The sequence below is a fragment of the Arthrobacter gallicola genome, from assembly GCF_014836775.1.
Classification (GTDB): Bacteria; Actinomycetota; Actinomycetes; order Actinomycetales; family Micrococcaceae; genus Arthrobacter_B; species Arthrobacter_B gallicola.
Map to the genome: position 1 here is coordinate 175,067 of NZ_JACSQD010000008.1, position 22,706 is coordinate 197,772.

Here is a 22,706-nt window from a genome sequence, read left to right on the forward strand (position 1 = left end):
CAACGGGCACCTTGCCTTCAACGAGGCGCCGGACTCTCCCCGGACCTGCTCAACGGCCCCGCGGTGGCTGGAGCCGTCCGGTAGCGGCCAGCGCCGCCAGCGCCAGCGCCAAGGCACCGCAGAACACCGCCGTGAACGCCTGAACGTGGGATACCGCCAACAGGGCAGAGAATCCGATGCCGCTGACGGCCAGCCAGAGCGACTGCACCAGGTTGTCGTTAATCTGCAGTGCCGAGGAGTTGGCGCCCTCCTCACCGGCGCGGGAAAAGTCCAGCAGCAGCACCGAGAGCGTGGAAAACCCCATTCCGATGCCCAGCCCGGCAACCGCCCAGCCGGCCACCACAATGCTGACGTGCAGCTGGGGGTAAACGGAGGCGAGAACAGGCGCCACCCCAATCGCCAGCAGCAGCGCACCGAGCCGGGCCCGCAGCACCTTGCTCCGGAGCGCCGGGAGGTTGGCGGCCAGCCAGGACCCGGCAAACCAGCTCAGCGCGGAAACGCTCAGCAGCGCCCCGGCCTGGGTCGGGCTGAAGCCGCGCTGCTCCACCAAAGCCAGCGGAAGGTATGTTTCGGCCCCGACAAAAGCTGCGCCCACAAATCCGCGGGAAGCAATCACCGCGGGAAGCCCGCGCCGCACGGTCCAGGTGCCGTGCGGCAGCAGCTGGGGCCCGCCAATCAGCACGGTCGCAGCGGAAACGCCGGCCAGCAGCAGGATCCAGCCTGCCGTCCCCGTCCCGTCAGTACCGAGGCTGCCGATGCTGCCCAGGCCCAGGATCCCGCCGGCCGCGGCAAGGGACCAGAGGAGTTTGGCAGTGCTTACCCGCCAGCTCCCGCTCGAGCCGATCCGGCGCAGCACCGGCTCAAGTGCCGCATACGCCAGCACGGCAAGGACGGGTGCCAGGCCAAACACCCAGCGCCAGCCCAGGGCATCATTTATCAGCCCCGCCAGCACCGGTCCGATGATCCCGGGCAGAACCCAGCCGCTCGTCAGGATGGTGAAGGCCTGCGGCCGCAGCACGGCCGGATAAGCCCGGGCTACCACCACGTACATTGCCACCCCGGCCAGTCCCGCACCGAACCCCTGCAGTCCGCGGCCCAGCAGCAGCATTCCCATCGTTGGCGCAAGGGCAGCGACGACCAGCCCCGCCGCGAACAGCAGCACACCGAGACGGAGCGCCGGCGCCGGACCGCGCGCGTCGCTCCAGCCGCCGCCCAGCCCGATGGACACCACCGACAACGCCATGGGGGCGCCAAACGCCAGCGCGTAGATGGACAGGCCGTCCAGGTCCCGGGCCACCACCGGCATCACGGTGGCCACCGCCAGGGCCTCGAACGCGAATAGGAAAGCCAGCGAAAACAGTCCCGCCGACGTCGTCCGGTAGGCCCGTGAGAACACCCCGGGGGCGGTTGGGCCGGCAGCCGCGGATGCCGGGTTAGCCGATGGCTGCGCCTCCGGCGGCAGGGCGGATGTCCGCGGGGGTTTCGAGGTGTTGGTTGGCTCGGGCACGGAGCTCCTTCAGTGCGGGGTGATTCAGCGAGGAATGTTGCAGTGTGGGGTTCGCCCAACGCGGCGAACGGTGACATACGCCGGTACGGACAACAACTCCACCCAACAACCTCAAGTAGGCTCGAGGTCAACCCGATGAGAGGCGGACCACATGGCCGAGCCTGCAGAGATATCCCGGCGTGGCGGATCCGTTCCTCCGTCGGCACAGGACCTCACTCCGGGACAACTCTCTGCACGCAGCGGCGTGGCTGTTTCCGCCCTCCATTATTACGAGGCCGAAGGTCTCATCAGCAGCCGGCGCACCGCCGGAAACCAACGCCGCTACGCGCGCCATACACTGCGCCGGGTCGCCTTCATCAGAGTCTCTTCCCAACTCGGCATCCCGCTGCGGGATATCCGGGCGGCACTGGACACACTCCCACCGGATCGTGCACCCACCCGAAGTGACTGGGCCCTGCTTTCCGCCGGCTGGCGCCAGGTCCTTGAAGACCGGATCGACGGCATGCTGCGGCTGCGCGACCAGTTGGACGGCTGCATAGGCTGTGGGTGCCTGTCCCTCACATCCTGTTCGTTGTACAACTCCCAGGATGTGCTGGCGGCTGAGGGAACCGGACCGCGGCTGCTGCTTTCACGGGAGCGCGCACCGGAGCAGCCGCGGCAGGTGGACGCGTCCGATTGAGTTGCCGGAGCCGGGAAGCGCGCTGGACCGGCAGTTAGCTCTCCGTGACTGCGGGGAGCTCCTGCAGCGACCATTGATTCCCGTCCGGATCGCTGAAGTACACGAACGTACCCCAGTCCAGCGGCGTGACTTCACTGGTTTCCACCCCTGCGTTCAGCAGATGCTGCCGGGCCCCAGCAGCATTCGGCACCACGATCTGGATGCGCTGGCTGCCCGGAACCATGTCTGTGGTGCCCTCCCCGATCACCACGGAGCAGGCGGACCCCGGCGGCGTCAGTTGGACGAAGCGCAGGTCCTCATTCACCCGCTGGTCAAAGTCGTCAGCGAAGCCCACCTGGTTCACATAGAAGTTCTTGGCGGCGTCTACGTCGGACACCGGCACGGGGACAAGTTCGATTTTCCAGTCCATGCCAGCGATCGTAGGCCCGGTGGGGGCAGGCACCAAGGGGCCAGCGGTCAGGATCGGTCCGCAAAGCAAGGATTCGCGGATCCGGTTAGGAATAAGCCTGCTGATCATTTGGTTGCGCCGAGTATGACTGAGCAGACTGAACCCGCCGAACTGACCGACCAGCCACTGCCCGCCACCCTCGACCTCAAGGACCTCGGCACCGTCCGCAGGCTCGGTTTCGGGGCCATGCGCATTGTCGGCCCCGGAGTATGGGGTGAGCCGGAAAGCCGCGGCACCGCCGTCGAAGTGGTCCGCCGCGCCGTCGAACTGGGCGTTGATTTCATTGACACTGCTGATTCGTACGGCCCGAACATCAGCGAAGAGATCATTGCCGAAGCTCTCTACCCCTATCCCGACGGCGTGCGGATCGCCACCAAGGCCGGTTTTGTGCGCACCGGACCGGACGAATGGACTCCTCTGGGCCGTCCCGAGTACCTCCGCCAGCAGGCCGAGCTGAGCCTGCGCAAACTCAAGGTGGATTCACTGGACCTGTTCCAGCTGCACCGCATTGATCCCACTGTCGACGCCGAGGAACAGTTCGCGGTGCTGCGGGACCTCCAGCAGGAAGGCAAGGTCAAGGCCCTGGGCCTGTCCCAGGTCAGCGTAGAACAGCTGAAGACGGCGGAAAAGTACTTCACCGTTTCCACCGTGCAGAACCGCTACAACCTCACTGACCGCTCCTCCGAGGACGTCCTGGACTACGCGACGGCCAACGGCATCGGCTTCATCCCCTGGGCGCCGATTTCGGCCGGTGAACTGGCCCAGCCCGGCGGTGTCCTGGACACCGCCGCGAAGAAGCTCGGTGCCACCACGTCCCAGGTGGCACTGGCGTGGCTGCTGCGACGCTCCCCGGTGATGATGCCGATCCCCGGGACCGGTTCCGTGGCCCACCTCGAAGAAAACCTCAGGGCCGCGGACCTGGTCCTTGATGCTGCCACCTACGCGGAGATCGACGCCGCCGCCGGTTAGGATTTCTGCCCGGCAATTCCTCAGACTCCCCACCACTGATCCCCCGAAAGGATACCCATGAACAACATCCTGATGATTGTTTCCGCTGCCAACTCCCTGACCATGAAGGACGGCTCCGAACACCCCACCGGGTTCTGGGCCGAAGAGCTGGTGGAAGCCCACCGCACCCTGCTCGAAGCCGGACACCGGATCACCTTCGCAACACCCGGAGCCAAGGCCCCTACAGTCGACGAGATCAGCTTGACCCCCGAGCAGGCCGGCGGGGAAGAAAAGGCTGAACGGCTGCGGGCCTACCTGGAAGAGCTGCGTCCGGAACTGGATTCGCCGATGTCACTGGCCGATGTGGTTCCGCTGGAGTACGACGCCGTCGTGATCCCGGGCGGGCACGGCCCCATGGCGGACCTGACAACAGACTGGGACATGGGCCGGATCCTCATTGCAGCCAACGACGCCGGCCTGGTGATCGCACCGTTCTGCCACGGCCCGGCCGCACTGCTGAGCGCTGAAACGCCGGACGCCGGGTTCGCGTTCTCCGCGCGGCGGCTGACTGTGTTCACCAACTCGGAGGAACTCGGCGGCGGCACCGGCGAAAACACCCCCTGGTTCGTGGCTGATGCGCTGCGGGACAAAGGCGCCATCGTCGAAGCCGGACCCGACTGGGAGAGCTTCGTGGTCACGGACGGCAACCTCATCACCGGCCAGAACCCGCAGTCCAGCGTGGACGTCGCCCGGCAGGTCGCAGCCTCACTTCAGGGCTAGCGGCTGGCCCGCCGCTGCCGGATTCTGCACACGGCTTCATCTGTCTCAGTGCGGACCGCGGCGGGCTGGCAGACTGGGATCATGACTGTCCTGATTGCCGGCTGCGGCGACCTCGGTACGGAAGCCGGCCTGCGGTTCGCCGCGGCCGGTTTTTCCGTGCTGGGCTGGCGCCGCTCCCCGGAGAAGATTCCCGCGCCCATCCAGGCCCAGGCCGCGGACCTGCGCGGTGAGCTGCCCCGCATTCCCGGGGACACCGACGTCGTCGTCATTGCTGTGGCCGCCAGCGAACGCACCGAAGCGGCCTACCGGGCGGCGTATGTGGACGGCACAGCGAATGTGCTGAACGCTTTGGAGCGCGACGGCGGGCGGCCGCGGCGGATTCTGTTCGTCTCCTCGACCGCGGTGTACGGGGACGCCGGCGGCGGCTGGCTGGATGAGGACTCCCCCACCGACCCGGCGTCGGTCACCGGGGCGGTGATCCGTGAAGCGGAGGAGCTGCTGCACTCGCGCCGGCCGGACGCGATCGTGCTCCGGCTTGCCGGGATTTACGGGCCAGGCCGGACCCGGCTGATCGACCAGGTGCGGGCCGGAATTTCCAACCCTGGACCCGGGCAGCTGACCAACCGGATTCACCGTGATGACGCCGCCGCGGCGATCGTGCACCTAACAACGGCGGTTGCCGATCCGGCGCCGCTGTACCTTGGCGTGGATGACGAGCCCGTGGAGCTGGCGCAAGTGCTGGAATTCCTGTCCGGAGAGCTGGGAGTTCCGCTGGACCCTGCGCCCGCGGACCAGGGGCAGCGCCGAGCCAGCCGCGGCGGAAACCGGCGGCTTTCCAATGCCCGGCTGCATGGCACGGGCTTCGACTTCAGCTACCCCACGTTCCGTGAGGGATACCGCGCCGTGCTGGCCGGCGACGGCGTCCGGCACGCGTAGGCCGGGCTGCCGGCGGGCGGGTAGGCCTGAACCGACGGTCAGTGCCGGCGGGCGCGTAGGCCGGGCTGCCGGCGAGCGGGCGCAGGCCGGGCTGCCGGCGGGCGGGCGCAGGCCGGGTGGCAGAGCCGGCGCGGCGGGCGTGAGCCGACGACGTCCGACGTCCGTAGGCCGGCGCGGCGGGCGCGAGCCGACGACGTCCGGCGTCCGTAGGCCGGGCTGCCGGCGGGCGCGTAGGCCGGGCTGCCGGCGGGCGCGTAGGCCGGGCTGCCGGCGGGCGGGCGCAGGCCGGGTGGCAGAGCCGGCGCGGCGGGCGCGAGCCGACGACGTCCGGCGTCCGTAGGCCGGGCCAGAGCCGGCACGCGTAGGCCGGGCTGCCGGCGGACGCGTAGGCCTGAACCGACGGTCAGTGCCCTCGGGCCCCAGCTTCGAGTGGGCCGGCGGGCTTCGGTGAGGCACAGAGTGCCTCCACTTTGGGACTTCCCTGCCGGTTTGGGACTTCCCCGCCGCGGCGCCGCGCAGGAAAGTCCCAAACTGGCGGGAATGTCCCGAACCGGAGGGATCCGGCACCGGCTCAAGTCCCAAACCGGCGGGAATGTCCCGAACCGGAGGGATCCGGCGCCGGCTCAAGTCCCAAACCGGCTGGAATGTCCCAAACCGGAGGGATCCGGCACCGACTCAAGTCCCAAACCGGCTGGAATGTCCCAAACCGGAGGGGTAGCCGCAGTAGGATCAGCTGGCAGCGGCACGGGCGTCAGCCATGAACCGGCGGGTGTAGGAGGCCTGTGAGTCTTCGGTGCCGGCGGTGGCCTCCTCCCTTGCCGGTCCGAGAATATGGCCGAAGTGGGTGAAGATCGTGTCCCGCGGATAAACAGCTGGACATCAAGGTCCTGCACCCAGCTGCCAGTCTGCCGCCCTTGCACAGGGCCACGACGGGCAGATTCGGCGAACTAGCTGAACTGGACGGGCGGGCCGAGGTACAGCAGCACCGAGAAAACGGCCACGATGGCGATAAGCACGCCCACCACAGAGATCACCGGCCGACGGAGAATGAAGGCCTGGACCTGCTCCACGAAACCGGAAGGCTGGTCGCCTCCGGGAGCCAGCCGCCACCCGCCGCCGAGCTTGCCCTTCTTGTCCATGGACTTCTCAAAGGGGATGGTGGCGTAGGGGATGACGGCGGTGGCGAGGCCGAGCACGATCGTGCTGAACTTCCACTTTTGGTTGACGCCGACAAACACGGTGCTGGCCGCGTAGGAGAGGAAGATGAAGCCGTGCGTGCCACCGGCCGGTCCCATCAGGGCATCCTGCCCGAAGCCATACTTCATCACCATCGCTGCGATCAGCAGGGTCCAGGTCACGGCCTCCGCGAAGGCCAGGGCACGGAACAGGGTACGGGGTTGCATGGGGGTGGGTAACCTTCCCTAGGGGGTTTGCCAACAGTATGTCAGCATGGCCCGCGGGTACTCAACTCGGAGCCTTCCTGCCCGGACCGGCCCAGCTAACGGTTACCGGCGTCCGGGAGCCCCGGGTGGCCGGGTTGTACGCGCTGCTTCGGAACCAACAGCTGTCTCCGAGCTGGGCCACCCACGCTTCCCACTCTCTGTGACGAAAGTGCACTTCTGGGACCCCACCGGCCCCACCCGTCACGAAGGCTGGGAATCCCGGCAGCTCTCGCTTCTTCCGTCGTCCCCTCCCAGATTCACTCCGTTTTGGGCTAAATCGACCGCTTTGGGATTTCCCTGCCATTGCGCAGCGGAGGGATTTCCCGAAACGGCGGGGTTCTCCCCAAACGGAGGGAAACTGTGTAACGAACCGGGGGGTTTTTCCCAATCCGGAGGGGAACAGGACACGAACCGGCGGGTTTTTCCCAAACCGGACCCACAAGCTCTCCCCACGTCCGTCTGCTTCTTACGCCGGGCTCCGCCGGCGCTACGAGTGCTCAAGGCGCCCCGGTCCGACCCAGGCCCAGTCTGGCCCCGGCTCAGCTCCGACGCCGCGCCCCTTCCGGCCCCGGCTCACCCCCGTGCGCCTCCGGCCCCGGCCTCCGCGACCCTTCCGGCTTCCGGCTCAGCGCCTCCGGCCCCGCGCCGCTCCCCGCCTCGGGCCCCGGCCCCCGCGGGCCTGGCCCGGCCCCGGCCCCCGCGACGAGCCCGGCCCCGCCCGGAAACTACCGATAGAGCTCCGGCCGGACATCGTGCTCGTAGGTGTTGATCTTCCGCGCGCGCCGCACTTCGGCTGCCTCGACCTCGGCGAACAGGAGCTCCTCGTCCGCGCCCGCAGCGGCCAGCAGGGTGCCATACGGCGAAGCAATCACGCTGGCACCGGTGAAGTCAGGGGCCGTGTGATTGGCATAGGCAATGTAGACGCCGTTCTCCAGTGCGCGGGCCGGAACCAGCAGGGTGGAGATCCGCTCGGCGTTGTAGGTGAGCAGGGGCTGCGGCCCGCCGACGTCGCCGGTGGCCGGCACCGCGGTGGGAATACAGAGCAGGTCCGCACCTGCCCGCGCGGCGGAACGGGCATATTCCGGAAACTCGATGTCGTAACAGATTCCCAGCGCGATCCGCAGGCCCTGGAACTCCGCCACCTGCGGCACACCATCGCCCGGGGAAAAGGACCCGCGTTCTTCGTCCCCGAACAGGTGGGCCTTGCGGTAGCGCAGCAGTTCCTCGCCCGAGCCATCGAACAGTGAGGCAGAAATGTACCCGGTGCCGGCGTCGTCCTCCACGGTCGAAGCGACGACGCCGATTCCTGCCTCGCGCGCGGTCCGCGCCAGCTCCGCGCGGATTGCGGCGCCGTCGGAGTTGCGGACCCGTGCCGGGGCGTAGCCGGTGGCGAACAGTTCCGGCGTCAGGATCAGGTGCGCGCCGGCGTCGGCCGCCTGCAGCGTAAAGCGCCGCAGAAGCGCCAGGTTCGTCTCCGGGTTATTCAACTCCGCGCCTGCCTGCAGCACTGCTATCCGAACCATTTTGCACTCCTGCCGGGCTGATCTGCCGCTACGTCATGTGGTGGTCACAATCACAAAAACCGTTGACTCTTTCCATCATAGGCATAAGCATGATGCTCAAACCGAATGTCATTCGGTTAGCGGTTTCTGAGATCTGAGGAGATGTGTGGACCCGACAACGACGCGCGGTGACGAGCTGGCCGACCGCCTGCGGCAAATAGCTGAAGACGAACACCAGGACCCGTCCCGGCGGGCACTGACCGGCCGTGAACTTGCCGCCTACGTGGGCACCGCCGTCGTGCTCTGCCTTATTGGACTGCTGGTGATGTCGCTGTGAGCGGCAAACGCACAGCGGAAACCTCCGACCGCAGCGCCTCCCTTGGGTCTTTCCCCCTCCTCAAGGGCGAGCGCATCTGGAGCGGTGCCGAGTTCACCTGGGTGAACGTGTCCCTGGCCATTGCCACATGGGCGTTCCTGGTCGGCGGATCCACGGCCCTGCTGGTTGGTTTCCAGCAGGGCCTGGCGGCGATGGTCATCGGCAACGCGATCGGCCTGTCCTTTATGGTGCTGGCCTCCGTGGTGTCGAGCCAGCGCCACGGCGGTGAGCAGTACACCATGCTGCGGCCGGTGTTCGGTCTGGTTGGCGTGGGCATCCTGGTGTTCACCGTCATTCTGGTGACCGAGATGGGCTGGTCCTCGCTGCTGTCCATCATGGTCGGCCGCGCGGTCACGCAGGTCTCCAACGAAGCGTTCGGCACCGACTTCGGCCCGGAGTCGGTGATGGTCACCGTGGTGGCGCTGCTGGCGATCGCCGCCGCCTGGTGGATTCTCTCCCGCGGTCCGGTCATGATCGGCCGGTTCAACAAGTTCATCGCCCCCGGCCTGGTGGTCATCACGGCGGGCCTGATGGTCTTCCTGATCCTGAACACCTCCTGGGACGCACTGCTGACCGCCTCACCGCTGGCCCCCTTCGAGGACGACCGGCTGAACTTTATGCTGGCCGTGGAGTTCAACGCCGGCGTGGGGGTTTCCTGGTACCCGGTCATGGGCTCCCTGGCCCGGCTGACCAAGTCGCCCAAGGCCGCCCTGTGGCCGGCGTTCGGCGGCCTGTTCGTTGCCACGATCATTGCCCAGGTTGTGGGCATGGGCGCGGCCCTGACTCTCGGCGACTCGGATCCCACCGTGTGGATGCTGCCCTTCGGCGGGCCCATCCTGGGGGCGGCAATCCTGCTGTTCATCGCGTTCGCTAACATCACCAGCATCTCCTCGATCGTCTATTCGACCGTGCTGGCACTCCGCCAGGCCAGCGGCAACCTGCTGGCCAAAGCCCCGTGGCCGCTGCTCTGCGCCGCTTTCTTTGTCCTGCCGGCCATCCTGGCGTTCTTCCCCGGCTTTATGTACGACCAGTTCATGGTGTTCGTGACCATCAGCGGCGCGTTCCTGTCCGCCATGTGCGGGGCGATCATTGCGGACTACTTCATCCTGCGCCGGCAGCACCTCAACCTGCCGGACATCTTCAAACCCGGCGCCGCGAGCCGCTACCACTTCTCCGCCGGGGTGAACTGGGCCGGCCTCGCAGCCGTCGCAGTCGGTGCCGCCTTCTACCTCAGCATCTACAACCCGGTCACGCTGGAAACCCTCCCGGTCTTCAGCTACACCACCGCGTCCCTGCCGGCAGCGCTGCTAGCCGGCGCCGTCTACTACCTGCTCGCGTCGCTGGTCTATAAGTGGCGCAATCTGGGCGGGTTCCGGGACGCCCCGGAGACATCTGTCTCCACAGCCACCACCGCAGCACAAACCGCAGTAAAGGATCCAGCATGAACCCCGCACTCCGCACCGCCCGCGCCGCCATCCACGACGGCACCTCCACGGGCCTGGACATCCGCACCATCGAGGTTGCCCCGCCCGGCCCGGGCACGGTCCTGGTACGCCTGGGTGCCTCCGGGGTCTGCGGCTCCGACCGCCACGTGCTCGACGGCGATTGGCAGCTGCCCTCTCCCACCGTGATGGGCCATGAGGGTGCCGGCACGGTGGAAGCCATCGGTGAGGGCGTCGAGGACGTTGCCGTGGGCGACCACGTGATCCTGTCCTGGTTCTACCCGTGCCGGCGCTGCACCGCCTGCCTTTCCGGCCGTTCCTTCGTCTGCACCGGCAGCCGCTCCGAGGAATGCCTGCTGCCGGACGGCAGCACCGCGCTGAGCGAGGACGGCGTGCAGCTGTTCCCGTACCTCTCCGTCGGCTCGATGAGCGAATACACCGTGGTGCCCGAATCCGCCGCGATCAAGGTTCCCGCGGAGGTACCGTTCGACGTCGCCAGCCTGATCGGCTGTTCCATCGCCACGGGCTATGGCTCGGTAGTGAACGACGCCGGTGTCCAGGCGGGCCAGTCCGCCGTCGTGGTGGGTACCGGAGGTGTGGGCCTGTCCATCATCATGGCACTCAACCTGGTGGGCGCGAACCCGATCATCGCCGTAGACCTGAGCGAAGAGAAACTTGCCACCGCGCGCGGCTTCGGTGCCACTCACACACTGCAGCCGGGCGGGGATCTCGCTGCCCGGGTCCAGGAGATCACCGGCACCGGCGCGGACTTCGCGTTTGAAGCAATCGGCCGGGTGGAGACCATCGAATCCCTTCCCGGGCTGATCACCGCCGGCGGCAAGGCCGTGCTGGTGGGCCTGCCCCCGCAGGACGCTCCGGTAGCCATTGATGCGCTGGAGCTGGCTGAGTCCGGCAAATCCCTGATCGGTTCGAACTACGGTTCCACCGTGCCGGGCCGGGATTTCCCGCGCCTGGCCGAGCTGTACCTGGCCGGGAAGCTTCCCGTGGACAAGCTGATCTCTGACAGGATTACTCTGGACGACGTCAATGAGGCGTTCGACGCCATGCGCCGCGGAGAGCGTGCCCGTAGCGTCATCGTGTTCGACTAGATACCGGCAACCCGGAGGAGAGACATGGCCAGGCCCCGCACCCCGCTGCTCTCCTCGGAAAAAATCCACGGCGCCGCCCTGGACCTTGTCGACGAGCTGGGGGACTTCACCATCCCCCAGCTCGCCCACCGCCTGGGAGTGAGCCCTTCCTCGCTCTACCACCACGTGCAGGGGCGGCCGCAGATCATCAACGGCATGCGCTCCATCATCGGCGCCCAGGCTCTGGCGGCCCCGGATTTCCCGCCCTCCCCCGCCCCGTGGGAGGAGCAGGCAGCGGCGTGGACCCGGAACTACCGCCGGGTGCTGAGCGAACACGCCAAGGCCGTTCCCCTGCTGGTTGGCGAGGAGGTCACCGACGCTCCCACGCTGGAGGTCTACGAACGGCTGGCCTCGGTGCTCGCGGATGCGGGTTTCGACGATGCGCAGGTGGTCCTGGGCATCTCGCTGCTGGACGTCCTGTGCCTCGGTTCCTCCGTGGACACCGCCGGACCCGCTGTTGCCTGGCGCACTGCGCCTGACACCCAGCCAGTACTGCACCGGTCGCTGGACGGCTGCGGCGACGCACTGGCTGCCCGGTCAGATGCAGCCTTCGAGGCCGGCCTTTCCGCGGCCCTGGCGTACCTGGCTGCGCTGCCGCGCGGGAATATTGGGGCTGCTGGTGCGGGTGTTGCGGAGGAGCCCGCTTAGAGCTCCCGCCGGAGAATCCAATGTGCAGCTTTGGCGACCTGGCCGCCGTGCAACCCGCCATATCTGCGCTTTGAGTGCGCTGGCGGATGCCTCCCCGCCCGGCTAGCCCGACGACGGAACCGCAGGATAGGTCATCGGCTCCGTGATCCAGTCCAGGTCAGCCCACCGGTCGATGCGCTGGACGATCTCGAAGCTGCTCCGGCACATCTCGACGACAGCCTGCTCCGGGTCCGGTGCGGCGAAGGCGTCTTCCAGGGTCAGAATGAACTCGTTCAGCTGCGGCTGAAACACGGCGGCCTCCGGCTTCAGCATGGTCGCATAGCTGTCGATGGCGGCCATAAAGGGGTACGGCATACCGTAGAACGCCGGCTTGGTCATGTTCACGTCCCCTGGCCAGAACCCGTATTCCACGAACTTCTCGTCGAAACAGTTCACCCCAATCTGGTCCGTTCCGCCGTAGGGCGCAGCCTGGCCGGCGAAGACGGTCCCGGAGAGGTCCATGGTGCCGAACCAGTACTGCGGGGTGAACACCTTGCCGCGGAACGGGGCCAGGAAACGGGTCAGGCTGCGGTAGGCGAAGTGCAGGTTATCCAGGTAAACCGCCACAGCCTGGCGGTCCCAGGAATGGTGCCTGGTGTCCTGTTCAAATGGTGTCTGGACGTGGAACTCCTGAGGTGTGGTGTTGATCCGGGTGGGCTCGCCGATGTATTCCAGCGCTCCCATCAGCTGGGCATAAAAATCCGCCACACTGAGGCCGTCCTCAACGGGAATCCGGGACTTCCTGCCGTTGGTGTCCTGCACATCCACATGATGCTGGCGCAGGTTGAAATAGATTTCGAAGCTGCCCCCGTTGCCGGGGATGATCCCGGTGCCGATGCCGTCGATACTCAGCGGCATCCGGATATGCCCCCAGCCGGGCCGCTTCTCGCTGCGCTCAATCTTCACTTTGCCCGCCATCTGCAGGAAAAGGTGCAGGGTGTCAGCGGTGTCCTGCCATTCGGTGTAGTCCAGAATCCGTTTTTCCATGGATACCGCCTCTGATGAGTGGCTGCTGGGGAAGTGGCTGCTGCGGGGAAACGTGCACGAGCGGAAAGGAACCGTCCCTCAAGTGTGGGTCGGGCGCCTGCACCGGTCAACGTCCTCCCCGCCATGGCAGCCGACCGAAGGTGGGCAACATCACCGGGACAAGCCGCCGTCCGGGTACCTATACTTACAGCTGATCCTCCGGGCAGCTGAGACAGTCCTGCCCGGGCCCAGGCTGCAGTTCGAGCGCTGAGGCCCCCGTGCGCCCCAACCCCTCCCTAGGAGCCTTCCCCGGTGACCAGTTCTTCCCCGAAGCGAGCCACCTCCCGTTCCCGGAGCCTGAAGTACATCCTGATGCTCGGCGCGCTTGCTGCGCTGCCCGCCGTCACCACGGACATGTACCTTCCGGCGCTGCCGGAGGTCGCTTCCGACCTGGCAACGACGACGACGGCGGCCCAGTTCACGCTCTCCGGCACCCTGCTCGGGACCGCCGTGGGCCAGCTGGTCATCGGCCCGCTCTCGGACCGGTTCGGACGCAGACTGCCGCTGCTCATCGGCATTTCCATGCACGTTGTGACGTCCCTGCTGTGCGCGATTGCGCCCAACATCGGCCTGCTGATCGGTCTGCGGGTGCTGCAGGGCTTCTTTAACGCTGCCGCCTCAGTCGTGGCGATTGCCGTGATCCGCGACCGGTTCACCGGTTCCGATGCGGCCAAGCTGCTCTCCAGGCTCATGCTGATGATTGGCCTGGCACCGCTGCTGGCTCCAACCCTGGGTCAGGCTGTGGCCGGCATCTGGGCCTGGCGGGCCGTGTTCTACTCGCTGGCCCTGATCGGCGTGATCCTCGTCGTCATCGTCTGGCGCTGGATGCCGGAAACACTTCCCCCGGAACGGCGCCTCAGCCGCGCCCGGAAGGGCAGCCCGAAAACCGGTGAACCGGGCGGCTACCGGATCCTGCTGCGCGACCGCCGGTTCCTGGCCTACGCAGTGATTCCGGGCCTGGCCATGGGCATCATCATGAGTTACGTGGTGGGCTCGCCGTTTGTGATGCAGGAGGAATACGGCCTGACCCCGGGCCAGTTTGCGCTGATCTTCGCGGTCAACGGAGTCGCCATGGTGATTTCCTCCCAGGTCAATGCCTCGCTGCTGAGCCGCGCGTCGTCGTCGGGCATCCTGCGCATCGCCGCCCCGATCCTCCTGGTGCTCGCACTGGCGCTGCCGGTCATCATCATTACCGGAGCCGGCGGCATCTTCGGCCTGGTGGCCAGCCTGTGGCTCGTCCTGGGCATGCAGGGCTTCATCTTCGCCAACGCCACCTCGCTGGCCTTGGATGGCTACGGCCGGATGGCCGGAACTGCGGCCGCCCTGCTGGGCTGTCTGCAGGTTGGCCTGGCGGGCCTGATCAGTCCGCTGGTCGGTGTCTTCGGCGGCAGTGCCCTGTCCATGGCCGGCGTGATCATTGGCTGTGCCGTGGTTATGGTCCTGGTCCTGGCAACGACGCCGGCCTACCGCCGCGGCGGTCAGCGCGGGAACCGGCGGCTCGAGACCGGGCAGGGCAGCAACGCCGCGGCCGAACAGGCCTAGGGCCGGGCAGGCTCCGGCGTCCAGCCTCCAGCTGCTGACCGGGCCTAAGCTGCTGCCGGCGGCGGCGCGGCGGTGCTCTGCCGGACAACCAGCGTCGTGGAGAGGTCCAGCCGCGTGTTCTTGGGCTGTTCACCGTCCCGCAGCATCAGAACCATCCGCGTTGCTTCCTCGGCCATCTCGATGAGCGGCTGGTGCACGGTGGTCAGGGCCGGTGAGGACCAGCGCGCCACCGGCAGATCGTCGTAGCCGACAATCGACAGCTCGCCGGGCACACTGATACCCAGCTGCCGGGCCGCGTCAAGCGCCCCTAGCGCCTGCAGGTCGCTGCCGGCAAACAACGCCGTGGGACGGTCCGGCTGTGCGAGCAGCTCCAGTGCATGGTCCCGGCCGCCGTCCACATGGAAGTTGCCGTACCGGACCAGCGCCGGGTCAAACGGCAGGCCGGCAGAGTTCAGGGCGGACCGGTAACCATCAATCCGCGCCAGGGAACACATCAGGTCCTCCGGCCCGGTGATCGCCGCGATCCGCCGGTGCCCCAGCTCCACCAGGTGGCGGGTGGCCATCATGCCTCCGGCCCAGTTCGCGGAGCCCACTGACGGCACATCCGGAGCAGGATCGCCCGCCGGGTCGATGATCGTGAACGGTATCCCGCGGGATTCCAGCAGCCGCCGGGATTCCTGTTCCAGGTCAGCGAAAACCAGCACGACGCCGGCCGGCCGCCGGGCGATGACCCCCTCCACCCATTCGGGGCCCGGAGCGTGGCGGGTTCCGCTCTCGGTCAGGACAACGCTCAGGCCGTGTTCGCGGGCCACATTCTCCACGCCCCGGATAATCTCCAGCGCCCAGGCACTCTCCAGCTCATGAAACACCAGCTCAAGCAGCGCAGACCTGCTGCTCCGGCCCGACCGGCGCTGATAGCCATGCCCATCCAGCAGCGCCTCAACTTTCGCCCGGGTTTTTCGGGAAACGTCGGACCTGCCGTTCAAAACTTTCGAAATGGTCGACAGAGAAACATCCGCCTCCGCCGCCAGTTCCGCGAGCGTGACCCGTCCTGCCGCAGGCGTCTGTGCCATGGGTATCTCCTCTGCACGAAAAGTCCTCGAAGTGAAGCCGCAGCAGAAAAGTGTTGCGCATCACACCACTGCATCCTAAGCTAGCGGCATTCCACAACTTTCGGCAATTGTTTCGAAACTTTCGGAACAGCGCTTCCCGGGAGACCTTCCAGTGAGGAGCAGTTCAATGAAGAACAACCGCAGCTGGCTGAGACCAGCTACCGCAGCCGCCGGCGTCTTGGCGCTCGGCCTGTCACTGTCCGCCTGTTCAAACAGCGGGGAATCTTCCGCAGCGAACCGGCCGGAGAATGAAGTCCATGTCCTCGTCTACGGCGATGCCGGCAATGATGTCGAGCGGGCCATGGTGGACAAGTTCAACGAAACCTCGGACGTGAAGGTTGTCCTGGACACCATTCCCGGGGCCGACTACCAGCAGAAGCTGCAAACCGTCATCGACACGGACTCCGCTCCGGATGTCTTCTTCAACTGGGGCGGAGGGTCCATCACGGACTACGTGGACGCCGGTCTGCTGATGCCCCTGGACGACTTCATCGAGCAGGACCCGCAGCTGAAGGACGCGTTCCTTCCCTCGGTGTTTGACACCGCGGTGGTCGACGACAAGGCGTACGGCATTCCGATGCGCGGCACCCAGCCGGTGATGCTCTTCAGCAACGAAGAGGTCCTGGCCAAAGCCGGCGTTGACGGCGCACCGAAGACCTGGGACGAACTGCTGGAGGCCGTGGAGAAACTCAAGGCAGCCGGCGTCACACCGATCGCCCTGGGCGGAGCGGACGAATGGCCCACCCTGATGTGGGTTGAATACGTCTACGACCGGGTGGCCGGGCCCGAGCTGTTTGAGAGCGCCCTCGCCGGCGACACGAAGGTCTGGGATTCTGCCGAAAGCCGCGAAGCGCTGGGCATGCTGCGTGAACTGGTGGACTCCGGAGCCTTCGGAACCAACTTCCAGTCCGTGAAGTTCACCGACGGCGGTTCTGCCTCGCTGCTCTCCAGCGGACAGGCAGGATTTGAGCTGATGGGTTCCTGGGCATATTCCACCCATCAGGATGCTGCCCCGGAGTTCGTGGAGACCGCGCTGGGCTACAGCGAATTCCCCACCATTGACGGCGGCAAGGGCGACCCGCAGAACCTGGTGGGCAACACGAATAACTTCTACTCCGTCCTGGCCAACACCCGGTACCCGGAAACCGTCCGTGAGTTCCTGAAACTGATGTATTCGGATGAGTTTGTGCAGGAGCAGGTGGCAATCGGCAACCTGCCCACCACCACCAACACCGAGCAGTTCCTCGATCAGTCCGCCGATCCTGACTACGCGCGCTTCCAGTACGGACTGGTGGAACAGGCACCGGCCTTCCAGCTCTCCTGGGATCAGGCGTACCCACCCTCGGCCACCCCTGCCATCCACGGGGCAATGTCCGATTTCTTCAGCGGACGGATCGACGAAGACGGCTTTATCGCCGCCATGCAGGGACTCTAGGACCGTTCCTGATGACTGCCCTGCTTCCACCCAGGCCGCCGGCGCACCCGGACGCATCCGTTGAGGACCGTCCGGCGCGCGCCGGCCGCCGGGCACGCACACCCCGCCCCGGCCTGGCCTGGACCCTGCCGGCCACGGTGTTCTTCCTGCTGTTCGCCGTGATCCCGCTGATCGCCGTCGTAGTGCTCTCCTTCATGAGCTGGCGCGGCATCGGCGAACCGAAGTTTGTGGGAATGGAGAACTGGCAGGAGCTCACCGGTGACCCGGTGATGCTCAAGAGCCTCTGGCTGAGCCTGCTGTTCATTGTGCTGGGGGTACTCACCCAGACGCCGGTGAGCATGCTGCTTGGTGTCTGGGCGGCCGGTCCTCAGCGCAACCGGGCGGTGCTCAGCGCCATTTACTTTGTGCCGCTGCTGCTCTCCTCAGCCGCCATTTCGGTACTGTGGCGGGCGCTGCTGGATCCCAACTTCGGCGTGCCGTCCCAGTTCCGCTGGCTCTTCGGCGACGGCAACCTCTTCGGGCACCAGGCCACCGCGGTCGGTGTGATCATCTTCGTGAGCATGTGGCAGTTCACGCCGTTCCATACCCTGATCTACCAGGGTGCCGCGCGGGCCATCCCGCAGGTGCTCTACCAGGCGGCGGAAGTCGACGGCGCCGGACGGGTCCGGGCTTTCTTCAGCATTACCCTGCCCCAGCTGCGCAACTCCATCATCACGTCAGTGATCCTGATGGTGGTCGGCGGGCTCACCACCTTCGAGACAGTCCTGATTCTCACGAACGGCGGTCCGGGCACCGATACCACCATCACCGCCTTCTATATGTATGAACAGGCCTTCCGCCGGTTCGACTTCGGTGTTGGCGCCGCCGTGGCCCTGGTGCTCGTGGTGGTGGCCACCACCATCTCGCTGATCATGGTCAAGGTCTCCGGGTACGACAAGATGCGCAGCACCATGGAAGGGGTCTAGATGCGTACACGCCCCAACTACATTGCCGGTGCCGCCGCCGTCGTCTGGCTCCTGATTGTTGCGCTGCCGCTGTACGTGATGATCGCTGCCAGTGTGCAGACCCGCAGCGGCTTCAGCGCCGGCGGACCGCTCTCTTTCCCCACCAGCTTCACGCTGGAGAACTACGCCGGGGTCTTCCAGAGCGGTTTCGGGCTCTACTTCCTGAACACCCTCGTTGTGACCGGTGGGGTGGTGGGAATCGTGCTGCTGGTGGTCCCGCCGCTGGCCTATGCCATTGTGCGCAGCCAGTCCCGCACCACCACCCTGGTCTTCCGGTTTTTCCTGCTCGGGCTGGCGATTCCAGTCCAGGCGGTAATTGTTCCAATGTTCTACCTGATCAACACGGTGGGACTCTACGACACCCTGCTCGGCATCATTCTTCCCACCGCAGCGTTCGCGCTGCCCATCTGCACCCTGATTCTCTCCGGCACCATGCGGGATATCACTCCGGAGCTGTATGAGGCCATGGCTGTGGACGGGGCCGGGACCTGGCGGACGTTTGTCCGGCTGGTGCTGCCGCTGTCCAAACCCGGTCTTTCCACCATTGCGGTCTTCGCCGCGCTGCAGGGCTGGAACGGCTTCCTGCTGCCGCTGATCCTGACTCAGTCCGAATCGACCCGGGTCATCACCCTGGGCCTGTTCAACTTCCAGACCCAGTACGGAATCAATGTCCCCGGCATCCTCGCCGCCGTGATGCTCTCCATGATTCCTGTGCTGCTGGTGTACCTCTTTGCGCGCCGCGCACTAGTCCAGGGCCTGATGGGCGCTGGCGGAAAGTGACCCATGTCTAACACCACCACCCAGCGCGTTCCCTGGCGGGACGACTCACTCACCCCGCAAGAACGGGCTGATGCCCTCCTGTCCCGGATGACCCTGGAAGAAAAAACCGCGCAGCTGATCGGCGTCTGGGTCGGCGCCTCCGCCGACGGCGCCGAAGTGGCGCCGCACCAGCACGAAATGAACGAACCGCCGGACCTCGAAGCGCTGCTGCCGCACGGCCTGGGCCAGCTCACCCGTCCCTTCGGCACCACCCCGGTCGACGCCGGGGCCGGCGCCCTGTCTCTGATGCGCACCCAGGAGCGGATCGCGGCGTCCAACCGGTTCGGTATCCCCGCGATGGCACACGAAGAGTGCCTGGCCGGGTTCGCAGCCTGGGGCGCGACGGCGTATCCGGTGCCGCTCGCCTGGGCCGCCAGCTTTAATCCGCAGCTCGTGCGCCGCCTGGGGGCTGCCATTGGAACCGATCTGCGCCGGGTCGGCATCCACCAGGGCCTGGCACCGGTCCTGGACGTGGTGCGCGACGCCCGCTGGGGCCGGGTCGAAGAGACCCTCGGCGAGGATCCCTACCTGGTGGGCAGCATCGGCACGGCGTACATCCGGGGCCTGGAAGGCACCGGAGTTGTCGCCACCCTGAAACACTTCGCCGGGTACTCTGCCTCCCGTGCGGGGCGGAACCTGGCCCCGGTATCCATGGGTCCACGGGAATTTGCCGACGTGGTGCTGCCGCCGTTTGAAATGGCAGTCCATGAATCCGGGGTCCGGTCGGTGATGCATGCCTACACGGATACCGACGGCGTGCCTTCCGCGGCCGACCGCTGCCTGCTGACCGGGCTGCTGCGCGAGACCTGGGGTTTCACCGGAACCGTGGTGGCCGATTACTTCGGCATCGGCTTCCTGCAGGACCTGCACGGTGTGGCCGGAACCCGTGGAGAGGCCGCTGCCGCCGCGCTCAAAGCAGGCGTGGACGTGGAACTGCCCACCGTGGATGCGTACGGCGAACACCTGCTCGCGGAGGTGGCCGGGGGCCGGATCGATCCCGGGCTTATCGATCTGGCGTGCCGCCGTGTCCTGGTGCAGAAAATCGGCCTTGGCCTGCTGGATGAGGACTGGACGCCGGTCCCCGAAGTCCTTTCGGGGACCGGCACCGATCTTGGCGCGGTCCAGGGCAGCGTGGATCTGGACCCGCTGGAGAACCGCAGCCTCGCCGCGGAGCTGGCCGAGGAGTCCGTCATCCTGCTCAGCAACAACGGGATCCTCCCGCTGCAGTCCCCCCGCCGCATCGCCGTCGTGGGTCCCAATGCTGAGAACGCCATGGCGTTTCTGGGCTGCTACTCCTTCCCCGCCCACGTCGGATCGCAGTTCCCTGAGATACCGGCGGGCATCGAGCTGCCCACTGTCGCCGCGTCGCTGCGCGCCGAGTTTCCGGACAGCGTCCTTACCCACGTTCCCGGGTGCGGAATCGACACTCCGGACAGCTCCGGCATCGAGGGCGCTGCCGCAGCGGCCCGGGAGGCCGACGTCGTCATCGCAGTCCTCGGGGACCGGGCCGGTCTCTTCGGGCGCGGCACCAGCGGAGAGGGCTGCGACGTCGAATCCCTGGTCCTGCCAGGAGTCCAGCAGCAGCTGCTGGATGCCCTGCTCGATTCCGGCACCCCGGTGGTTGCCGTCCTGCTGACCGGGCGGCCCTACGCGCTCGGCGGAGCAGCTGACCGGGCGGCCGCCGTCGTCCAGGCGTTTTTCCCTGGTGAGGAGGGCGGGCCGGCGGTCGCCCGGGTACTGAGCGGGGCGGTCAATCCCTCGGGGCGGCTGCCGGTCAGCATTCCGGCAACCTCCGGGAACCAGCCGGCCAGCTATCTGGCGGCCCGGCTGGCCGGTCCCACCGATGTGTCCAGCATCGATCCCACACCGGCGTTCGGCTTTGGCCACGGACTCAGTTACACCCGGTTCACGTGGGATTCGCTGTCAGTGGAGTCGGCGCAGATCGGCACCGACGGGCAGGCTGCCGCCTCCCTGCGGGTGACCAATGCGGGAGACCGCGACGGCGTCGAAGTGGTCCAGCTCTACCTGCACGATCCCGTGGCCTCCGTGGTGCGGCCCGTGCAGCGGCTCATCGGCTATGCCCGGGTGCCGTTGCGGGCCGGCGAGTCGGCCCGGGTTAGCTTCACCGTTCCGGCGGACCTCGCGTGCTTCACCGGGGCCAGCCTGCAGCGGCTGGTGGAACCGGGGGACCTGGAGCTGCGGTTCGGCGCTTCCAGCACGGACATCCGGCTCACGGCCCGGATCACGCTCAGTGGACCGGTACGCTCAGTGGACCACACCCGGCGCCTGCACTGCGGTGTGGATATCACTGGGATCTAGGAGGACCACGTGTATTCGGATCTGCCCGTTGATCAGCTGGCCGGCTACCTGGGCAGCCAGACCGACCCGGCCGGTTTTGACGGCTTCTGGGAGGAGACCCTCGCTGAAGCCCAGAAACATCCACTGGACGTGGTGCTGGAGCCGGCCGCGTCTGCGCTGGGCACGCTCCGGGTGTGGGACGTAACCTTCAACGGTTACGGCGGCGAGAGGATCCGTGCCTGGCTGCGGGTTCCCGCCGAAGCAAGCGGTCCGCTCCCCGGAGTTGTCCAGTTTGTTGGCTACGGCGGCGGCCGGGGCGATGTCCACGAAAACCTGTTCTGGGCGTCTGCCGGGTTTGCCCATCTGCACATGGATACCCGCGGGCAGGGTGCCGGCTGGAGCAGGGGCGCCACACCGGACGCTTCCGGGAGTGCCGGACCGCAGGGACCGGGTGTGATGACGCGGGGCGTCACCGACCGCCATACCTACTACTACCGGAGGCTGTTTACCGATGCCGTGCGCGCCGTGGAGGCGCTGCAGTCCCTGGACCTGGTGGATTCAAGCCGGTGCGCTGCGGTTGGCGGGAGCCAGGGCGGTGCCATGGCTCTTGCTGCGGCGGCTCTCGCCCCCGGGCTGTCCGCCGTCGCCGCCTATGTGCCGTTCCTCTCCGACCTGCCCCGCGCGGTCCAGATCACAGACGCGTATCCCTACCGCGAGCTGCGCGACTATCTGGCCGTCCACCGGGGACAGCCGGAGCAGGTGATGCAGACCCTGCAGTACTTTGACGCGGTCAACTTCTCCCGGCGGGCCCGGATTCCGGCCCTGTTTTCGGTGGGCCTGAGGGATGAGGTGACTCCCCCGTCCACGGTGTACGCCGCGTACAACAACTACGCCGGGCCCAAGGAACTGCTCGTGTGGCCCTACAACGGTCATGAGGGCGGCGGGATTGAGGATGAGGTGGCGGCGGCTGGATTCCTGCGGCGGGTGCTGGCGGGAAATCAGGCCCCGGTGAGCCAGTCCGCGGTGAACCGGGCTCCGGAGGTCTTCGCTGGAAGTCCTGCGCCTCAGGACTAGGGATCCTGGGGTTTTTGCTCCTTGAGTTCAACGAAGAACACGTGCGTGTCCGTGTCTCCGGTGTTCTCGCCTACGTGTTCCTGCGCCGGGAGCCACTGCACGGTGCCGGACGGCAGGTCGACGTCCACCTGGTGCTCCGGGGTAGTTAGCCTGCGTTGAAAGGCGCTGGCGGTAATCATCACGCTGTCCGGGTGCCGGTGGATGGTGGTTTTCGTCCCGGGTGAATCCCGGTACTCAAGCACGCGCACGCGGTCATTTTCGAAGACCACCCTGTAATTCCGGGGGTTGGACTCAACGGGATCCTGCGTCATAGGTGGAAGGGTATGCCTGCCCGGGGCGGCGCGGCCATAACCTGCCCTGTCGCGGCTCCCCAACGTGCAGATATGGCGACCTCGCGGCGATTCAGCCCACCATAGCTGCACACTGAGCGCAGTCACCGACCGGGCAAGTCACCAGAGCTACACACCCGACGGCGGACAACCGGCCAAAACCCGCCATATC

General features: G+C 66.9%; 21 protein-coding genes. 14 read left to right on the top strand and 7 right to left on the bottom strand.

Going from position 1 to position 22,706, the window contains the following annotated elements; all coding sequences use genetic code 11:
* Positions 1-49: 49 nt before the first annotated feature.
* Entirely contained in the window at positions 50-1,507 is a 1,458-nt protein-coding gene (locus H9639_RS16140) for an MFS transporter (protein WP_191809089.1), read from the bottom strand.
* 151 nt (positions 1,508-1,658) lie between these two features.
* Between H9639_RS16140 and soxR the strand changes: the two genes are divergently transcribed.
* The gene (soxR, locus tag H9639_RS16145) at positions 1,659-2,186 is read left to right on the top strand and encodes a redox-sensitive transcriptional activator SoxR (RefSeq protein WP_191809090.1); all 528 of its coding nucleotides are present in this window, start codon (positions 1,659-1,661) and stop codon (positions 2,184-2,186) included.
* 34 nt (positions 2,187-2,220) lie between these two features.
* Here soxR and H9639_RS16150 read toward each other — a convergent pair whose 3' ends face one another.
* Positions 2,221-2,595, bottom strand: a complete 375-nt coding sequence (locus H9639_RS16150) for a VOC family protein (RefSeq protein WP_191809091.1) — start codon at positions 2,593-2,595, stop codon at positions 2,221-2,223.
* 123 nt (positions 2,596-2,718) lie between these two features.
* Here H9639_RS16150 and H9639_RS16155 point away from each other — a divergent pair, with 123 nt between their 5' ends.
* The 3 genes from H9639_RS16155 (at position 2,719) to H9639_RS16165 (ending at position 5,298) form a co-directional block, all read left to right on the top strand.
* Positions 2,719-3,603 (top strand): aldo/keto reductase, encoded by an 885-nt coding sequence (locus H9639_RS16155; protein ID WP_191809092.1) that lies wholly within the window; start codon positions 2,719-2,721, stop codon positions 3,601-3,603.
* A 57-nt stretch (positions 3,604-3,660) separates the two neighbouring features.
* On the top strand, positions 3,661-4,362 hold the full coding sequence (locus tag H9639_RS16160) for a type 1 glutamine amidotransferase domain-containing protein (RefSeq protein ID WP_191809093.1): 702 nt from the start codon (positions 3,661-3,663) through the stop codon (positions 4,360-4,362).
* Positions 4,363-4,443: 81 nt separating this feature from the next.
* On the top strand, positions 4,444-5,298 hold the full coding sequence (locus H9639_RS16165) for an SDR family oxidoreductase (RefSeq protein WP_191809094.1): 855 nt from the start codon (positions 4,444-4,446) through the stop codon (positions 5,296-5,298).
* A 947-nt stretch (positions 5,299-6,245) separates the two neighbouring features.
* On the opposite strand, the gene H9639_RS16170 is transcribed toward H9639_RS16165, so the two are convergent.
* Together H9639_RS16170 and H9639_RS16175 are read right to left on the bottom strand one after the other, a co-directional pair.
* Complete coding sequence (locus H9639_RS16170; protein WP_191809095.1) at positions 6,246-6,701, bottom strand: DUF3817 domain-containing protein; 456 nt, start codon at positions 6,699-6,701, stop codon at positions 6,246-6,248.
* Between the two features lie 764 nt (positions 6,702-7,465).
* A complete protein-coding gene (locus tag H9639_RS16175; RefSeq protein WP_191809096.1) occupies positions 7,466-8,263 on the bottom strand; it encodes a nitrilase-related carbon-nitrogen hydrolase in 798 nt (265 codons plus the stop codon).
* A gap of 145 nt (positions 8,264-8,408) precedes the next feature.
* On the opposite strand from H9639_RS16175, the gene H9639_RS16180 reads away from it, so the two are divergent.
* The 4 genes from H9639_RS16180 to H9639_RS16195 are packed head-to-tail and all read left to right on the top strand — an operon-like array spanning position 8,409 to position 11,856.
* Positions 8,409-8,579 carry a hypothetical protein gene (locus H9639_RS16180; RefSeq protein ID WP_191809097.1) on the top strand — a complete coding sequence of 57 codons (171 nt, stop codon included), beginning with the start codon at positions 8,409-8,411 and terminating at the stop codon, positions 8,577-8,579.
* The gene (locus H9639_RS16185; protein ID WP_318242128.1) at positions 8,576-10,063 is read left to right on the top strand and encodes a cytosine permease; all 1,488 of its coding nucleotides are present in this window, start codon (positions 8,576-8,578) and stop codon (positions 10,061-10,063) included. Before H9639_RS16180 ends, H9639_RS16185 begins: the two co-directional genes overlap by 4 nt.
* Positions 10,060-11,169 (top strand): alcohol dehydrogenase catalytic domain-containing protein, encoded by a 1,110-nt coding sequence (locus H9639_RS16190; RefSeq protein ID WP_191809098.1) that lies wholly within the window; start codon positions 10,060-10,062, stop codon positions 11,167-11,169. Before H9639_RS16185 ends, H9639_RS16190 begins: the two co-directional genes overlap by 4 nt.
* A gap of 24 nt (positions 11,170-11,193) precedes the next feature.
* Positions 11,194-11,856 (top strand): TetR/AcrR family transcriptional regulator, encoded by a 663-nt coding sequence (locus H9639_RS16195; RefSeq protein ID WP_191809099.1) that lies wholly within the window; start codon positions 11,194-11,196, stop codon positions 11,854-11,856.
* Positions 11,857-11,958: 102 nt separating this feature from the next.
* Here H9639_RS16195 and H9639_RS16200 read toward each other — a convergent pair whose 3' ends face one another.
* Positions 11,959-12,882 (bottom strand): DUF5996 family protein, encoded by a 924-nt coding sequence (locus tag H9639_RS16200; RefSeq protein WP_191809100.1) that lies wholly within the window; start codon positions 12,880-12,882, stop codon positions 11,959-11,961.
* A 291-nt stretch (positions 12,883-13,173) separates the two neighbouring features.
* Between H9639_RS16200 and H9639_RS16205 the strand changes: the two genes are divergently transcribed.
* On the top strand, positions 13,174-14,463 hold the full coding sequence (locus H9639_RS16205) for a multidrug effflux MFS transporter (protein WP_318242129.1): 1,290 nt from the start codon (positions 13,174-13,176) through the stop codon (positions 14,461-14,463).
* Between the two features lie 44 nt (positions 14,464-14,507).
* Here the strand turns inward: H9639_RS16205 and H9639_RS16210 are convergent, their stop codons facing one another.
* Complete coding sequence (locus H9639_RS16210; protein WP_191746225.1) at positions 14,508-15,536, bottom strand: LacI family DNA-binding transcriptional regulator; 1,029 nt, start codon at positions 15,534-15,536, stop codon at positions 14,508-14,510.
* A gap of 166 nt (positions 15,537-15,702) precedes the next feature.
* Here H9639_RS16210 and H9639_RS16215 point away from each other — a divergent pair, with 166 nt between their 5' ends.
* The 5 genes from H9639_RS16215 to H9639_RS16235 are packed head-to-tail and all read left to right on the top strand — an operon-like array spanning position 15,703 to position 22,205.
* On the top strand, positions 15,703-17,010 hold the full coding sequence (locus H9639_RS16215) for an ABC transporter substrate-binding protein (RefSeq protein ID WP_191809101.1): 1,308 nt from the start codon (positions 15,703-15,705) through the stop codon (positions 17,008-17,010).
* 11 nt (positions 17,011-17,021) lie between these two features.
* On the top strand, positions 17,022-17,975 hold the full coding sequence (locus H9639_RS16220; RefSeq protein WP_191809102.1) for a carbohydrate ABC transporter permease: 954 nt from the start codon (positions 17,022-17,024) through the stop codon (positions 17,973-17,975).
* Positions 17,976-18,794: a carbohydrate ABC transporter permease gene (locus H9639_RS16225; RefSeq protein WP_191746228.1), complete on the top strand. Its 819-nt coding sequence runs from the start codon at positions 17,976-17,978 to the stop codon at positions 18,792-18,794.
* Positions 18,795-18,797: 3 nt separating this feature from the next.
* On the top strand, positions 18,798-21,152 hold the full coding sequence (locus H9639_RS16230) for a beta-xylosidase/alpha-l-arabinosidase (RefSeq protein WP_191809103.1): 2,355 nt from the start codon (positions 18,798-18,800) through the stop codon (positions 21,150-21,152).
* Between the two features lie 9 nt (positions 21,153-21,161).
* Positions 21,162-22,205 carry an acetylxylan esterase gene (locus tag H9639_RS16235; protein ID WP_191809104.1) on the top strand — a complete coding sequence of 348 codons (1,044 nt, stop codon included), beginning with the start codon at positions 21,162-21,164 and terminating at the stop codon, positions 22,203-22,205.
* On the opposite strand, the gene H9639_RS16240 is transcribed toward H9639_RS16235, so the two are convergent.
* Positions 22,202-22,516 carry a cupin domain-containing protein gene (locus H9639_RS16240; protein WP_191809105.1) on the bottom strand — a complete coding sequence of 105 codons (315 nt, stop codon included), beginning with the start codon at positions 22,514-22,516 and terminating at the stop codon, positions 22,202-22,204. The genes H9639_RS16235 and H9639_RS16240 overlap by 4 nt on opposite strands.
* Positions 22,517-22,706 lie beyond the last annotated feature (190 nt).